Below are 15041 nucleotides of genomic sequence, written 5' to 3'. Positions count from 1 at the left end.
TCCTCATGGAATAACGCCGCAACAGGATACGGCAACATCGCTACGATGCCACCACCCGCCGCCCAGCGCCTGATATAATGCCGCCGTATCGACCAGCCGCGCGGCGCTTGCCTTCACCTGGGCAATCGCCGCGTTCTGGTAATTGGTCTGCGCGATCAGCACGGCGCTCAGCGGCTGCCCGCCCAGCCGGTACTGCGCCTGGGTCAGCGCCAGGCTCTGCGCCGCCGCATCCGCCGCCGTATCCGCCGCACTCAACGTCAACGCATCATATTGCAAAGCCGAGAGCGCGTCGGCCACATTCTGGAACGCGCCGATCACCGTGGCCTGATACTGCGCCCCGGAAGCCTGCAACGCCGCGAGCGCCGCCTTGCGCTTGGCCGAGAGCTGCCCACCCTCGAAAATCGGCTGCGTCACCCCCGCCACCAGGCTCCACAGCAGCGTTTGCGGCATGAACAAATCGCCCGTGTTTATCGCCTCGCGGCCGATATCGGCGGTGAGTGAAATCTGCGGCAGCATCTGCGCATCCGCGATGCCGACATTCGCCGAAGCGACATGAAGCTGCGCGGAGGCCGCCTGAATATCGGGCCGCTGCGCGACAATTTCCGAAGGCACGCTCACCGGCAGCGTATCCGGCAAATGCAGAGAATCCAGAGTGAAATCCGCCTCGTGGAAATCCCCCGGCACAACCCCGACATACCCCGCCAGCTGGTTGCGCGCCTGCGCCAGCGCTGCCTGCAGCGGCGGTAACGCGGCCTCACTCGCCGCCAGCGTCGCCTGCTCCTGCAGCACGCTGGCCTGCGCCACCCCGCCCAGGCTGAGCTGGCTCTGCAAAATACCCAATTGCTGCCGCTCGTCGCCGATCACCTGGTTCGTGGCATCTATCTGCGCCCGCAGCGAGGCTTCCTGAACCGCGGCGGTCACGATATTGGCCGTGAGACTTAAATACGCCGCCTCCAGCTCATAACGCTGATACTGCGTCTGCGCCTGCGCGCTCTCCAACCCGCGCCGCGCGCCGCCCCAAATGTCGAGCGCATACGAGACGCTGAGCGAGGCGTTATATAATCTATAGGCCGGCAGCGGCTTCGTTGAGGCGGCGAACCCCGTTCCCGCCACGCTGTCCGTCGAGTTCTGGCCACCCTGCACCTTGAAACCGGCACTCACCGAAGGCATCAGCACCCCCACGTCGGCGCGCTCATTTTCCTCCGTCTGCAACAAGGTCGCCTGCGCCGCCTGCAAATTTGGATTATGCGCCAGCGCCGCGTTGATCAGCGCGTCAAGCTCGGGGCTGTGATACAGGCTCCACCAATCCCCCGCGATATCCGCGCCCGGCGCGAAAACCTGCGCCACCCCACCAGCTCTCTGCGTTTGCACAGGCAAAGGCGATGGTGTCAGCGCGGCCTGGGGTGCCGCGGGCTGATGATAATCAGGCCCTACGGCGCAAGCCGCGAGCGTGCTGGCGAGCAACAGGGAGAGAGACCAATGAAGGAAACCCGTTGGTTTCATACGTTTCAGCTACCGATGTTTCCCCAACCCGTCAAGCCGCAAAAACCCTACAATTTCCCGTGCGGGAAACTTGTAAGTTTCTAAAAACTTCCTATGATGCCGCAATGGCTGATCATCCCGCGGGTCGCAAAACAATAACCAAACCACGCATCTCTGCCGCGCAGACACCAACCGAACGGGCCGATGCCAGCGGCACGCCACGCATGCCCCAACTCATCGCCGCGGCGGAGAATATTTTCCTGGCCAAGGGCTACCATGCGGCAACCATGAGCGATGTCGCCAAAGCCGCCGGCATGTCGAAAAAAAACCGTCTATACATTGGTCGAATCAAAGGCCGATCTATTCGCCGCCCTGCTCGCGCATCACCACGCGCTGCTAAAATTTCCAGAGCCCGCGCCAGATGCCACCGCGCGCGACCAGTTGATCGCCAACGTCCTCTGCCTCGCCCGCTACCTGCTCTCTCCCGAGCAGATCTCCCTGCTCCGCCTCATCATGGCCGAATACACCCACAGCCCGGATTTCGGCCGGGTATTTCTGCGCTCGCATGTCACCAAAGCCAAGAACAAGCTGGAGTGCTGCCTCGCGGAAATCGTCAAAAAACACACCAGCCTCACCGCCGACCCGAAGGAAATGGCAGCCATGCTCTTTGGCATGGCCATCGGCGAATTCCACCTCGGCGTATTGGTCGGCTTCCGCGCCGCGCCCAGCAAACAGGCGCTGGAAAAACGCGCACGCGACGCTGTGGATATTTTTCTCGCCGGTTGCACGGCGCACCTTGCGCTTTAAAAATCGGCAACCCGCTCCAGCATCACCACCGAGGTGTCGATCAACACCTTGCCCGCGTGCTCGAACATCACCGTCACCCGGTGGCCAATGGCGGTTTGCACCTGCCCCAGCCCCCATTCCGGCTTTTGCGGATGGCGCACATACTGCCCCGGCTCGAATTCAGAGCGCGGCATGGCCGCACGCCCTCATTGCCGCCGCCATATGCGCGGGCACCGGCGCCTGCGCCGTCAGTTCCGGTTCCAGCGGCAAAACAATCCGCCGCGCCAATAAATGCAACATACCGGCCCCGCCGCCATAAACCGCATCGCCCATAATCGGGTGGCCCAGCGCCGCGGCATGCGCCCTGATCTGGTGCGTGCGCCCGGTTTTCGGGGAAAATTCGATCCAGCTCATCCCCGCCCCCTGCCCCATCACCCGCCACAGCGTCAGCGCGGGCTGCCCGGCGCCATCCGGCGCCATCTTCCAGCTCCGCCCCTGCGTCACTTTGGCCAGGGGCAGATCAACCGCCCCCTCCAGAGCCTTCGGCACGCCGCGCACCACGGCCCAATAGGTCTTTTGCGCCCGCCCGTCAGCAAAACACGCCTGCGCCGCCAGCAGCGCCGATTTCTTCAACGCAATCACCAGGCACCCGGCCGTATCCTGGTCCAGCCGGTGCGCCAGCCACGGGCCATCCCGGCCCAGCCGCCATTGGGGGAAAAAATCCTCCACGCTCGGCCCGCCCGCGCGCCCGGCATGCACCGGCAAGCCAGCGGGCTTATTCACAATTATAAACCGCCGGTCCTGATACAGCACGCCGGGGGGCGTCACCCGCGCAAATGCTCCGGCAATTTCAAACCCAGGCGGCGGGGAATGTCCCACTCCTCGCGGATGCGCCGCACCTCCTTAAACCCGGCGGCCACATAGTTCGGCAGCGCGCGCGGATGGTCCGCCGAACAAGTGTTCACCGTCATCCCGCGCAGCGGCGAGCCACCGGCGAACACGCTGTCCACCGCCGCATCCAGCAGCGGCTTGCCCAGCCCCTTGCCGATGAACCCCGGCATCAGGCCGAAATAATTCAAATTCACATTGGGCCAATACCCGGCATCGGTCTCAAAGAACCCCGCCACCTGCCCATCCACCCGCAACACATGAAACGCCACCGCCGCGTTCGCCAGATGCCGGGCCAGCATGTCATCGGGCATCATGCGGCGCAGCCACCACAGCCAGGGGGCGCCAACCTCGTTATACAGCATCCGGTATTCAGCCACGCCCAACGGCTCGCAGCTCAGCACCGCGCCCGCCGGAAACACCGCACGCGGACGGCGCGGCGCCTGGTCCATGCGCAAAAACACCACCTCCACCTCCACCCGGTCGAAGGCCTCACCCGGAGCAAGGCGAGCGTAGTCCAGCACCTCAGTCGTCCAGGAAGCTGCGCAGCTTGCGCGAGCGCGAGGGGTGCTTGAGCTTGCGCAACGCCTTCGCCTCAATCTGGCGGATACGTTCGCGCGTCACGTTAAATTGCTGTCCCACTTCCTCGAGCGTATGGTCGGTGTTCATGCCGATGCCAAAGCGCATGCGCAGCACACGCTCCTCGCGCGGGGTCAGCGAGGAGAGCACCCGCGTTGCCGCCTCGCGCAAATTCGCCTGCACCGCGGCATCAAGCGGAATGATCGCTCCCTTATCCTCGATGAAGTCACCCAGATGGCTGTCTTCCTCATCGCCAATCGGCGTCTCCAGCGAGATCGGCTCCTTGGCGATCTTCAACACCTTGCGCACTTTTTCCAGCGGCATGCCAAGTTTCTCGGCCAGCTCCTCAGGCGTGGGCTCGCGGCCGATCTCATGCAGCATCTGGCGCGAGGTGCGCACCAGCTTGTTGATCGTCTCGATCATATGCACCGGAATGCGGATGGTGCGGGCCTGGTCGGCGATGGAGCGCGTGATCGCCTGGCGGATCCACCATGTCGCATAGGTGGAGAATTTATAGCCACGCCGATACTCGAACTTGTCCACCGCCTTCATCAGCCCGATATTGCCCTCCTGGATCAGATCCAGAAACTGCAAGCCACGGTTGGTGTATTTTTTGGCAATCGAGATCACGAGCCGCAGATTCGCCTCGATCATCTCCTTCTTCGCCCGCGTCGAATCCCGCTCCCCGCGCGAAACCGTGGTATAAACCCGGCGGAACTCCTCAATCGGCAACCCGCCCTCGGCAGCGACCTTGCCGATCTGCGCGCGCAGCTCGGTTACCTGCGTGGTGAATTTCTTGACGAAATCCTTCCAGCCCTTGCCCGGCAGCGCCGAGACGTAATTCATCCAGCCCGGGTCCATCTCGCGGCCCCGGTAGTGCTGCAAAAACTCCTCGCGCGAGACCTTGGCGCCCTCGGCGAGGCGCATGATCTGGCCTTCCAACCCGTTCAGCCTCTGGTTCAGCACCTTCAACTGCGCCACCAGCTCCTCGATGCGGTTGTTATGCAGCCGCACCTGCTCCACCTTGGCCACCAGCTCGTCGCGCAGCTTCTCATAGGCTTTTTCGGAGCGTGAATTGACATCGCCGCCGGCGGTCAGATTATCCAGCCGCTTCTGCTGGATTTTCGCCAGCTTCTCATAAAGCTTCTCGATATCCTCGAAATAGGTGAAGATTTCCGGCTTCAGCTTCTCTTCGAGCGCCGCCAGCGACATGCCGCCGCCATCGCCTTCCTCGTCCTCATCCAGCTCCTCGGCCGCGGCAAAGCCTTCCGCCACGCCCGGCTCATTGCCGGCCTGCATCGCTTCCAGGTCAACAACGTCGCGCAGCAGCATCCGCCCGTTATTGAGCGCCTCATGCCACGCGATAATCGCGCGGAAGGTCAGCGGGCTTTCGCAAAGCCCGCGGATCATCATGTCCCGCCCGGCCTCGATCCGCTTGGCGATGGCGATCTCGCCCTCGCGCGAGAGCAACTCCACCGTGCCCATTTCGCGCAGATACATCCGCACCGGATCATCGGTACGGCTGACCGAGCTCTCCGAAATATTCCCCGCCGGGCCTTCTTCGTCCTCGGCGGCCTCTTCCTTCGGCGCGGCAGCGGTCTCGGCATCCTCGCCTTCCTCGCTCTCCACCACCTGGATACCCATCTCGGAGAGCATCGCCATGATGTCTTCGATCTGCTCCGACGAGTTCTGCTCGGCGGGCAGCACGGCATTCAGCTCATCAAAGGTGATGTAGCCGCGCTCCTTGCCCTTGGCGATCAGCCGCTTGACGGAGGCCGATTGCGTGTCGAGCACATTGGCATCGGCTTCGGCCTCGGGGGCTGGGGTCTCGGCGGCGTTGGTGGTCGCGGGCTTAAGTGCCATGATCAGGCGATACTCCGGGAAATACGGGGCTGTATTATTTTACTATTCGTTATGTAGGCAAGGAGCTTGCCTCATTTTAGTCAGTTTTCGGCACTGCCGTACTCTCCGGCCAGGGCCTGACGCAGCAGCTCGTTATATTTTATGAGTCGCTCCCAGGCGCCGGCATCATCCTGATGCGCCTTCCAAAACTGCTCCAGCTCATCACGCTGGGCACGCAACATCTCAACACTGAAATCCATCAGTATATACCAACTCCACCATTTTTCAGCAGCCTCGGCCAGGCTGGCATCAGGATCGGGGCGGTGGTCCTCAGCGGCGAGAGCCTCGATCAACCTTGCCTCCTCGGCCAATCCAAGGAGGCTCAAGTGGGCAAACAGGCCCTCCGTGTCAAGGCTTTTTGCGCCAGCGGCGAACTCATGCAGCGCATCCCTGATTTTGGCATAGGCCGGCGGCAAGGCAACCCGCGCAAACGCCTCGTCCACATCATTGATCAGCGCCGGATGGCTCAGCAGCGTCACCAGCATCAACCGCCCCCGCCGGAAATTCGCCTCTCCGGCATCCGGCGGCGCACTGCCGCGCGCGAACACCGCCGGTTTTTTAGGCGCGCCCGGCTTGACCCTGCGCTCGGCGAAAAACCGCTCCAGCAGCATGGAACGGTACTCCGAGGCCAGATTTTTATCCGGAATCCGGTTCGCCACTTCAATCAAGCGCTGCCGGAACGCCGCCCGCGCCTCCGGCGTGGCGCGCCCGCCGCCTTCGGCCAGCATGTCATACAACGCCGCCGAAATCGGCCGCGCCCCGTCCAACCGCGCCTTGAACGCCGCGGGTCCTTCCCGCCTGATCAAGCTGTCCGGGTCATCCTTTTCCGGTAAGTTTAAGAATTTCAATGACCTATCGGGCGCCAGCGCGGTCAGCGCCAGATCAACGGTCTTCAGCGCCGCCCGCCGCCCGGCCGCATCGCCGTCAAAACAGATCACCGGCTCAGGGCTCAGCCGCCAGACCTCCGCCAGATGCTCCTCCGTGAGCGCCGTGCCAAGCGGCGCCACCGCCCCGCCAAACCCGCCCTGCGCCAGGGCGATGACATCAATATAACCTTCAACAACAATTAGTTGCGCGCCTTTTCGCACGGCGTCACGGGCCAGATGCAGCCCATAAAGCGAGCGCCGCTTGGAGAACACCGGCGTCTCCGGCCCGTTCACATATTTGGGCTGGCCATCACCCATGATCCGGCCGCCGAAGCTGATCACATTGCCCCGCCGGTCAGTGATCGGGAACATCACGCGCGAGAAGAACATATCCACCGGGCCATGCTCGCCCTGCTTCATCAGCCCGGCCTCTATCAACTGCTCCGGCTTTATTCCCTGCCCGCGCAAGGCCGCCGCCAAAACGCCCCGGCCCTCGCCCGACCAGCCCAGGCCAAACCGCCGGATCGTCTCCTCGCTCAGGCCGCGCCCGCGCAGATAATCCAGCGCAGACTTGCCCTGCGGCTCATGCAAAAACCTCTGGAAAATTTTTCCCGCCGCCTCCAGCACCTCGGAAATTCCGGCCCGACGCTGCTCGGCCTGCGCCGCCTGAGGGCTCGCCTTCGGCACTTCCAGCCCCGCCTCCTGCGCCAGGCTCTCCACCGCCTCCATGAACCCGGCCCCGGTGGTCTTCATCACGAAGGTGATGACATCGCCATGTTCACCACAGCCAAAACAGTGGAAATGGTCGTCATATACATAAAACGACGGCGTTTTTTCGCCATGGAACGGGCAACACCCCTTGGTGTCCCGCCCCGAGCGCGTGAGTTTCACGCTGCGCCCGATCACCCCGGCAATCGGCGTGCGCGCCCGCAGCTCATCGAGAAAATTGGCGGGCAGCGCCATGGTTTCAGCCCAGCGCGGCCTTCACGGCGGCGGAGGCCACGCCCATATCCAGCGCCGCGCCGTGCTTGGCCTTCAGCGCGCCGATCACCTTGCCCATATCCTTCGCACTGCTAGCACCCGTCTCGGCGATGGCGGCGGCAATCGCTTCGCGCAGCGCCTCGCCAGCCAGCGTCTGCGGTAAAAATTCTTCAATAACAGCAATTTCCGCCTCTTCCTTCGCGGCCAGCTCCTCGCGCCCGCCCTGGCGGTAGAGGGTTACGGAGTCCCGGCGGGATTTGATCATCGAGCGCAGCATCGCGAAAATCTCGTCATCCGGTATCGCCGTGACGCCCTTCGGGCGGGCGGCGATATCGGTGTCCTTCAGCTTGGCCTGGATCATCCGCAGGGTGGAGGTCCGCTCCGCGTCGCGCGCCAGCATGGCGGTTTTTACAGCGGCGGTAATATCTTCACGCAAACTCATATCCATCCCCTCCGGAAATAATTTCCAGCCTCTCTGAAACACGTTGAAGCCGGATAAAAAATCCGGTAGCAGATTTCCATGCCAATTTCCATCGCTGACCTCATCGAGCTTCTCGGCGGCCCCGAAGCCGCCGCCACTTTAACAGGCGTTTCGCCCGATGCCATCCGTAAATGGCGTGCCGCCGGCGCCATCCCCTCGCGCCACTGGCCCGCGATCATGTCCGCCACCGGGCTGCCCATGGAAGACCTGCCCCGCCCGCCGGTGGAAAGCGACACCCCGCCCGGCGCCACCGCCGCTTTGGTGCTGGCTGACGGCTCCGTTTTCTGGGGCCGCGGCTTTGGCGCGCACGGCACCAGCACGCCCGCGGAACTCTGCTTCAACACCGGCATGACCGGCTATCAGGAAACCCTGACCGACCCCTCCTACGCCGGGCAGATCATCACCTTCACCTTCCCCCATATCGGCAATACCGGCGCCAATGAGGAAGACTGCGAAGCGGCCCAGGTGTTCGCCCGCGGCCTGGTGGTGAAGGAAGACCCGACCGCGCCCTCCAACTACCGCGCCACCACCGATCTCGACGTCTGGCTCAGGCGCATGGGGGTGCCGGGCATCGCCGGGGTGGACACGCGCGCGCTCACCCTGCGCATCCGCGACCTTGGGGCTCCCAGCGCGGTGCTGTCCTTCCCCGCTGACGGCAAGTTCGACCTCGCCGCCCTGGCCGCCACCGCCGCCGCCTGGAGCGGGCTGAACGGGCTGGACCTCGCCGCCGAGGTCTCCTGCACCCAGCCCTATGAATGGACCGGCGGCACCTGGAGCTGGGAGCACGGCTTCGCCACCCCCGAGACCCGCAAGACCGTCGTGGCGGTGGATTATGGCGCCAAGCGCAATATCCTGCGCTCGCTGGCCTCGGCCGGTTGCAAGGTCATCGTCGTCCCCGCCAACGCCTCGGCCAACGACATTTTGCAGCACAACCCCGCCGGCGTGTTCCTCTCCAACGGCCCCGGCGACCCGGCCGCCACCGCGCGCTATGCCGTGCCCGCCATTCAGGGCGTGATGTATATGAAAATCCCCATTTTCGGCATCTGCCTCGGCCACCAGCTGCTCGCCACAGCACTCGGCGGCAAAACCTACAAGCTGGAACGCGGCCACCGCGGCGCCAACCAGCCGGTGAAAGACCTGGTGACAGGCAAGGTGGAAATCACCTCGCAGAACCACGGCTTCGCGGTGGATGAAAAATCCCTGCCCGAAGGCGTGGAAGTCACCCATGTCTCGCTCTTCGACGGCTCGAACGAGGGCATCGCCTGCAAGGCCAAAAAGGTGTTTTCGGTGCAATACCACCCGGAGGCGTCGCCGGGGCCGAGTGATAGCTCGTATCTGTTCAAACGGTTCGTGGATATGCTGGCGTGATTGACATCTCCTCTCTGGAGAAAGCCCTCGCCACGCTGGACGAAACACTCGCGGCCCGCGCGCGCGCGCCGGAGGACAAATTTATCCGTGACGCCTGCATCCAGCGATTCGGATATTGCTACGAGCTGGCCCATAATACGCTGCGCCGCTACCTCGAAGCCTCAGAGCCAGCCGGCGTGCGCGAACTCTCCTTCCACAACATCATTCGGCTCGGCTACGAGCGTGGCTTTCTCACGCAAAGCTGGGACGTTTGGATGAGATTCCGCGACACTTTGAAAAAGAAGTGCGAAGCCTATGATGATGAAATAGCCGATGAGATAGCTTTGCTTATTCCGTTTTTTTCTGCTGAAGGAAATTTTCTTTTGGAGAAAATTTATGGGCGGCAAGTTATACCCCATGAAAAATCTAACGGAACATTACGAGGAATTGCCTGATGTTGATGGCGCAAAAAGATGGATTGCTTCGCGGCGCTCGCAATGATGGTGTTTCACGAATCATCGGCGGGTTGCGCTGCGCTCCACCCACCCTACGGCGCCGATCATCAACTGACTAACTAACGGGGGACCGGGGCCTCAGGCCCCGGCGGGTTGCAGGGCAGAGCCCTGGTCTTACTTCTTCTAGGAATTTTTACACCATGCCCAAACGCACCGACATAAAATCCATCATGATCATCGGCGCCGGCCCGATCGTCATTGGCCAGGCCTGCGAGTTTGACTATTCCGGCGCGCAGGCGTGCAAGGCGCTGCGTGAGGAGGGTTACCGCGTCATCCTGGTCAACTCCAATCCCGCGACCATCATGACCGATCCGTCGCTGGCGGACGCCACCTATATCGAACCCATCACCCCCGAGATGGTGGAGAAGATCATCATCCGCGAGCGCCCGGATGCGCTGCTCCCCACCATGGGCGGCCAGACCGCGCTCAACACCGCGATGACCCTCGCGAAATCCGGCGTGCTCGAAAAACACGGGGTGGAGCTGATCGGCGCGAAGGCGGATGTGATTGACCGCGCCGAGGACCGTTTGAAATTCCGTGACGCCATGGCCGAAATCGGCATCGCCGGGCCTAAATCCGCGATCGCGCATAACCGCGAGGAAGCCGCCGCGGCGCTTGAGTTCGTGGGCCTGCCCGCCGTCATCCGCCCCTCCTTCACGCTGGGCGGCACCGGCGGCGGCATCGCCTATAACCGCGAGGAATTTTTTGAAATCTGCGCCTCGGGCATTGATGCCTCGCCGACCAACGAGGTGCTGGTCGAGGAATCCGTGCTCGGCTGGAAAGAGTATGAGATGGAGGTGGTCCGCGACAGCGCCGACAACTGCATCATCGTCTGTTCCATCGAGAACATAGACCCCATGGGCGTGCACACCGGCGATAGCGTCACCGTCGCCCCGGCCCTCACCCTCACCGACAAAGAATTCCAGATCCTGCGCGATGCCTCCATCGCCTGCCTGCGCCGCATCGGCGTGGATACCGGCGGCTCCAACGTGCAGTTTGGCATCAACCCGGTGGACGGGCGCATGGTCGTCATCGAGATGAACCCCCGCGTCTCGCGCTCCTCCGCCCTGGCCTCGAAAGCCACCGGCTTCCCCATCGCCAAAATTGCCGCCAAACTCGCGGTCGGCTACACGCTGGATGAGCTGCAAAACGACATCACCAAGGCCACCCCCGCGTCCTTCGAGCCGGTGATCGACTATGTCGTCATCAAAATACCCAGGTTTACCTTCGAAAAATTCCCCGGCACCCCGGCGCTGCTCTCCACCTCGATGAAATCGGTCGGCGAGGCCATGGCGATCGGCCGTAACTTCGCCGAAGCCCTGCAAAAAGGCCTGCGCAGCCTGGAGACCGGACTCTCCGGCCTCGACGAAATCACCCCGCCGGGCGACGGCACGGCCGATGCCTTCCGCGCCGCCCTCTCCACCCCGCGCCCTGACCGCCTGTTGATGGCGGCCCAGGCCCTGCGCGCCGGCGTTTCGGTGGAAGACATCCACGCCGCCTGCAAGTTCGACCCCTGGTATCTCAACCAGATGCAGATCATCATCGACGCTGAAAACGAGGTGAAGAAAAACGGCCTCCCGCGCGATGCCCTGGGCTTGCGCAAGCTCAAGGCGCTCGGCTTCGCCGACAAACGCCTGGCCCAGCTCTGCGGCCGCACGGAAGCCACCATCACCGAGGCGCGGCTGAAGCTCGGCGTCACCCCGGTGTATAAGCGCATCGACACCTCCGGCGGCGAATTCTCCTCCCAGGCCGCCTATATGTATGGCACCTATGAGGGCAGCTACGGCGCCCCCATCTGCGAAGCCGCCCCCACCGCGCGCCAGAAGATCATCATTCTCGGCGGCGGCCCCAACCGCATCGGCCAGGGCATCGAGTTCGACTATTGCTGCGTCCACGCCGCCTACGCCCTGCGCGAGGCCGGGTATGAGACCATCATGGTCAACTGCAACCCGGAGACCGTCTCCACCGATTACGACACCTCCGACCGGCTCTATTTCGAGCCCCTTTTCGCCGAGGACGTGATCTCGCTGATCCGCACCGAGCAGCAGAACGGCACATTGCTCGGCTGCATCGTGCAATACGGCGGCCAGACGCCGCTGAAACTGTCCCAGGCGCTGGAGGAAGCGGGCATTCCCATCCTTGGCACCTCCGCCGATGCCATCGACATCGCCGAGGACCGTGAGCGTTTCGCCGAGCTGCTGCAAAAACTCGGGCTCCGCCAGCCGGAGAACGGCATCGCCCGCTCCGCCGAACAGGCCGAGGCCATCGCCGAGCGCATCGGCTACCCCATCATCATCCGCCCCTCCTATGTGTTGGGCGGGCGGGCGATGGAAATCGTCTACGATCGCAACGGCCTTGCCCGCTACATGCGCGAAATCGTGCGCGCCTCGGCTGAAAACCCCGTCCTCATCGACCGTTACCTCAACGAGGCCTCCGAGGTTGACGTTGATTGCATCTGCGATGGCGAGACCGTCTACGTCGCGGGGGTGATGGAACATATCGAGGAAGCGGGCATCCATTCGGGTGATTCCGCCTGCTCCATCCCGCCCTATTCGCTCTCCCCCGCCATCGTCGCCGAGCTGCGGGCCGAGACCGTGGCCATGGCCAAGGCGCTCAACGTCGTCGGGCTGATGAACGTGCAATACGCCATCCAGAACGATCTGATCTATGTGCTGGAGGTTAACCCGCGCGCCTCGCGCACCGTGCCCTTCGTGGCCAAGGCCACCGGGGTGGATGTCGCCAAGATCGGCGCCCGTATCATGGCGGGTGAAAAACTGGCCTCCTTCAAGCTCGACGATTCGGTCGCCCTGCGTCACGTCGCGGTGAAGGAAGCCGTGTTCCCCTTCGCCCGCTTCCCCAATATTGACACGCTGCTCGGCCCGGAGATGAAATCCACCGGCGAGGTCATGGGGCTGGACACCAATTTTGCCCGCGCCTTCGCCAAGGCGCAATCGGGGGCGGGCGTCATCCTGCCGGTCAAAGGCACGGCCTTTCTCTCGGTGAAGGACTCGGACAAGGCCGCCATCGTTCCGGTGGCCCGCCGCCTGGCTGACCTCGGCTTCTCCATCATGGCCACCTCCGGCACCGCCAAACACATCGCCGCGGCGGGCATTCCGGTGAAGCGCGTCAACAAGGTGCTGGAAGGCCGCCCGCATTGCGTCGACTCCATACGTTCGGGTGAAATCCAGCTCGTCATCAACACCGCCCACGGCGCCCAGTCGGTCACCGACAGTTTTGACATCCGCCGCTCCGCGCTGACCCATGGTGTGCCAAATTTCACCACCATCGCCGCCGCCCGGGCCACGGCGCACGCCATCGCCGCCCTCATTTCGGGCAGTCTTGAAGTTGCGCCGCTTCAGTCGTACTTTCCCTAGCCTTTCAACAGCGTCGCTGGCACCCGCGCGGGTGCCGGCGGCGTTTGCCTTTTGTTCCCCCCAACCATCGGGGCGCCCACGCGCTTTGAGGAGATGCAGTGCAGAAATTTCCCATGACCGCCTCCGGCCTCGCCGCTCTCGAAGAAGAGCTGCGCCACCTCAAAGGCTCGGAACGCTCCGCCATTATCCGCGCCATCGCGGAAGCCCGCAGCCATGGCGACCTTTCGGAGAACGCCGAATACCACGCCGCGCGCGAGCGGCAGTCCTTTGTTGAAGGGCGCATCGCCGAGCTGGAGGAGATCACCTCCGCCGCCGAAGTCATCGACCCTGCCTCCCTCTCGGGCGACACGGTGATGTTCGGCGCCAGCGTGCTCATCATGGACGAGGATTCCGAGAAGGAGTTCTGCTACCAGATCGTCGGCACCCATGAGGCGGACGTGCGCAAGGCCCGCCTGTCCATCACCTCGCCGCTGGCGAAAGCGCTGATCGCCAAAAAAGTCGGTGACACCGTCTCCGTCCCCGCGCCGGGCGGCGACCGTTCATATGAAATCCTCAAGATCACCTACGGCTGATAATATCATGATCTCCCTCCAGGACGTTCAGGCCGCCGCCAAGCGGATCGAAGGCGCGGTGCTGCGCTCCCCCTTCCTGCGCGCTGACGGTCTCTCCCGCCTCACCGGCGCCGAGATTTACCTGAAATACGACCATCTCCAGGCCACCGGCGCCTTCAAGGAGCGCGGCGCTGCCAACCGCATCGCTTTGCTCACGCCGGAGGAGCGCGCGGCTGGTGTCATCGCCATGTCGGCGGGCAACCACGCCCAGGCCGTAGCGCGCCATTCGCAGCGCGCGGGCATCAAGGCCACCATCGTCATGCCGGTGCATACGCCTTCCACCAAGGTCACCCGCACCGCCTCCTGGGGCGCCAAGGTGGTGCTTTTTGGCGAGACCCTGGCCGAGGCCGCCGCGCATGCGCATGAGCTGGCGCAAAAAGAGGGCCTGTTCTTCATCCACCCCTATGACGACCCCGCCGTGATGGCCGGCCAGGGCACGATGGCGCTGGAGATGCTGGAGGATGTGCCTGACCTCGACGCGATGGTGATTGCCACCGGCGGCGGCGGCCTGGTTTCCGGCTGCGCCACAGTGGCGCGCGCCCTGCGCCCGCAGATGGAGGTTTTTGGCGTCGAGGTCGAAAATTATTCCGCCTTCGCCCAGGTCCTGGCGGGCAAACCCATCCATGTCGGCGGCCCGACCGTGGCCGAGGGCATCGCCGTGCGCGATATCGGGCTTAACCCGCTCGAAGTCCTGCGCGCGCTGAACGTCGAAGTCCTCGTCGTCTCCGAACATGCTGTCGAGAGCGCCATCGCCCTGCTGGTGGAAAGCGCCAAGCAGGTCGCCGAAGGTGCGGGCGCCGCCGCGTTGGCCGCCGTCCTCTCCTTCCCCGAGCGCTTTCGCGGCAAAAAAGTTGGCGTCACCCTCTGCGGCGCCAACATTGATGCCCGCATTCTCGCCAACACCCTCATGCGCAACCTCCTGCGCGACGGCCGCCTGCTGCGCGTGGTGGTGGAAATGCCAGACCGCCCCGGCATGCTGGCCGAAGTCGCCACCCGCATCGGCGCGCTCGGCGGCAACATCATCGAGGTCTCGCACCACCGCCTGTTCTCCAGCCCCTCGGTGCAGGATGCGCAGCTCGAAGTGATGATCGAAGCCCGCGATGCCGCCCACGGCGCCGCCATCGAGGCCTCGCTGGCCGAAGTCTTCACCCTGCGCCGCATCTAGAGCCTGATCGCTTTAAGTACGATGACTTCAGCTTGACCCGCGGCGCGGGGAAAGCTGAAGTCTG

Annotated in this window: 13 protein-coding genes and 1 pseudogene; 7 read left to right on the top strand and 7 right to left on the bottom strand. The window is 63.6% G+C overall.

From position 1 onward, the window contains the following. Positions 1-3: 3 nt before the first annotated feature. Complete coding sequence (locus QQJ84_RS10220) at positions 4-1503, bottom strand: efflux transporter outer membrane subunit (RefSeq protein ID WP_284258074.1); 1500 nt, start codon at positions 1501-1503, stop codon at positions 4-6. Positions 1504-1607: 104 nt separating this feature from the next. On the opposite strand from QQJ84_RS10220, the pseudogene QQJ84_RS19485 reads away from it, so the two are divergent. Both QQJ84_RS19485 and QQJ84_RS10215 read left to right on the top strand, forming a co-directional pair. Further along, a pseudogene (locus QQJ84_RS19485) lies at positions 1608-1763 on the top strand (hypothetical protein); the annotation flags it as partial. A gap of 13 nt (positions 1764-1776) precedes the next feature. Beyond that, positions 1777-2289 (top strand): TetR/AcrR family transcriptional regulator C-terminal domain-containing protein, encoded by a 513-nt coding sequence (locus tag QQJ84_RS10215; protein ID WP_284258073.1) that lies wholly within the window; start codon positions 1777-1779, stop codon positions 2287-2289. Here the strand turns inward: QQJ84_RS10215 and QQJ84_RS10210 are convergent. The 6 genes from QQJ84_RS10210 to QQJ84_RS10185 form a co-directional block, all read right to left on the bottom strand. Continuing rightward, positions 2286-2462 (bottom strand): DUF3553 domain-containing protein, encoded by a 177-nt coding sequence (locus QQJ84_RS10210; RefSeq protein ID WP_284258072.1) that lies wholly within the window; start codon positions 2460-2462, stop codon positions 2286-2288. The genes QQJ84_RS10215 and QQJ84_RS10210 overlap by 4 nt on opposite strands. Further along, positions 2449-3051, bottom strand: a complete 603-nt coding sequence (locus QQJ84_RS10205; protein WP_284258071.1) for an RluA family pseudouridine synthase — start codon at positions 3049-3051, stop codon at positions 2449-2451. The genes QQJ84_RS10210 and QQJ84_RS10205 overlap by 14 nt, the downstream gene beginning before the upstream one ends. A 41-nt stretch (positions 3052-3092) precedes the next feature. Continuing rightward, positions 3093-3680 (bottom strand): GNAT family N-acetyltransferase, encoded by a 588-nt coding sequence (locus tag QQJ84_RS10200; RefSeq protein WP_284258070.1) that lies wholly within the window; start codon positions 3678-3680, stop codon positions 3093-3095. Position 3681: 1 nt separating this feature from the next. Continuing rightward, complete coding sequence (gene rpoD, locus QQJ84_RS10195) at positions 3682-5598, bottom strand: RNA polymerase sigma factor RpoD (RefSeq protein ID WP_284258069.1); 1917 nt, start codon at positions 5596-5598, stop codon at positions 3682-3684. An 80-nt stretch (positions 5599-5678) separates the two neighbouring features. Further along, the gene (dnaG, locus tag QQJ84_RS10190) at positions 5679-7466 is read right to left on the bottom strand and encodes a DNA primase (protein WP_284258067.1); all 1788 of its coding nucleotides are present in this window, start codon (positions 7464-7466) and stop codon (positions 5679-5681) included. 4 nt (positions 7467-7470) lie between these two features. Further along, the gene (locus tag QQJ84_RS10185) at positions 7471-7926 is read right to left on the bottom strand and encodes a GatB/YqeY domain-containing protein (RefSeq protein WP_284258066.1); all 456 of its coding nucleotides are present in this window, start codon (positions 7924-7926) and stop codon (positions 7471-7473) included. A gap of 78 nt (positions 7927-8004) precedes the next feature. On the opposite strand from QQJ84_RS10185, the gene carA reads away from it, so the two are divergent. The 5 genes from carA to QQJ84_RS10160 all read left to right on the top strand — a co-directional run bounded on the left by carA (position 8005) and on the right by QQJ84_RS10160 (position 14977). Then, entirely contained in the window at positions 8005-9333 is a 1329-nt protein-coding gene (gene carA, locus QQJ84_RS10180; protein WP_284258065.1) for a glutamine-hydrolyzing carbamoyl-phosphate synthase small subunit, read from the top strand. Next, complete coding sequence (locus tag QQJ84_RS10175; RefSeq protein WP_284258064.1) at positions 9330-9767, top strand: nucleotidyltransferase substrate binding protein; 438 nt, start codon at positions 9330-9332, stop codon at positions 9765-9767. The genes carA and QQJ84_RS10175 overlap by 4 nt, the downstream gene beginning before the upstream one ends. Positions 9768-9967: 200 nt before the next feature. Then, positions 9968-13201 carry a carbamoyl-phosphate synthase large subunit gene (gene carB, locus QQJ84_RS10170; protein ID WP_284258063.1) on the top strand — a complete coding sequence of 1078 codons (3234 nt, stop codon included), beginning with the start codon at positions 9968-9970 and terminating at the stop codon, positions 13199-13201. A gap of 98 nt (positions 13202-13299) precedes the next feature. Beyond that, on the top strand, positions 13300-13773 hold the full coding sequence (gene greA / locus QQJ84_RS10165) for a transcription elongation factor GreA (protein ID WP_284258062.1): 474 nt from the start codon (positions 13300-13302) through the stop codon (positions 13771-13773). A 7-nt stretch (positions 13774-13780) separates the two neighbouring features. Next, positions 13781-14977: a threonine ammonia-lyase gene (locus QQJ84_RS10160; RefSeq protein WP_284258061.1), complete on the top strand. Its 1197-nt coding sequence runs from the start codon at positions 13781-13783 to the stop codon at positions 14975-14977. Positions 14978-15041 lie beyond the last annotated feature (64 nt).

It is taken from the genome of Acidocella aquatica (assembly GCF_030160635.1).
Classification (GTDB): Bacteria; Pseudomonadota; Alphaproteobacteria; order Acetobacterales; family Acetobacteraceae; genus Acidocella; species Acidocella aquatica.
Note: the sequence above shows the minus strand (reverse complement) of the source record. Positions and strands in the feature narration are given on the sequence as shown.

Excerpts from the sequence above, each read along its gene's own strand:
- QQJ84_RS10220 (WP_284258074.1), bottom strand. The coding sequence starts at position 1,503 with ATGAAACCAACGGGTTTCCTTCATTGGTCTCTCTCCCTGTTGCTCGCC.
- QQJ84_RS10215 (WP_284258073.1), top strand. The coding sequence starts at position 1,777 with ATGTCGCCAAAGCCGCCGGCATGTCGAAAAAAAACCGTCTATACATTG.
- QQJ84_RS10210 (WP_284258072.1), bottom strand. The coding sequence starts at position 2,462 with ATGCCGCGCTCTGAATTCGAGCCGGGGCAGTATGTGCGCCATCCGCAA.
- rpoD (WP_284258069.1), bottom strand. The coding sequence starts at position 5,598 with ATGGCACTTAAGCCCGCGACCACCAACGCCGCCGAGACCCCAGCCCCC.
- dnaG (WP_284258067.1), bottom strand. The coding sequence starts at position 7,466 with ATGGCGCTGCCCGCCAATTTTCTCGATGAGCTGCGGGCGCGCACGCCG.
- QQJ84_RS10185 (WP_284258066.1), bottom strand. The coding sequence starts at position 7,926 with ATGAGTTTGCGTGAAGATATTACCGCCGCTGTAAAAACCGCCATGCTG.
- carA (WP_284258065.1), top strand. The coding sequence starts at position 8,005 with ATGCCAATTTCCATCGCTGACCTCATCGAGCTTCTCGGCGGCCCCGAA.
- carB (WP_284258063.1), top strand. The coding sequence starts at position 9,968 with ATGCCCAAACGCACCGACATAAAATCCATCATGATCATCGGCGCCGGC.
- QQJ84_RS10160 (WP_284258061.1), top strand. The coding sequence starts at position 13,781 with ATGATCTCCCTCCAGGACGTTCAGGCCGCCGCCAAGCGGATCGAAGGC.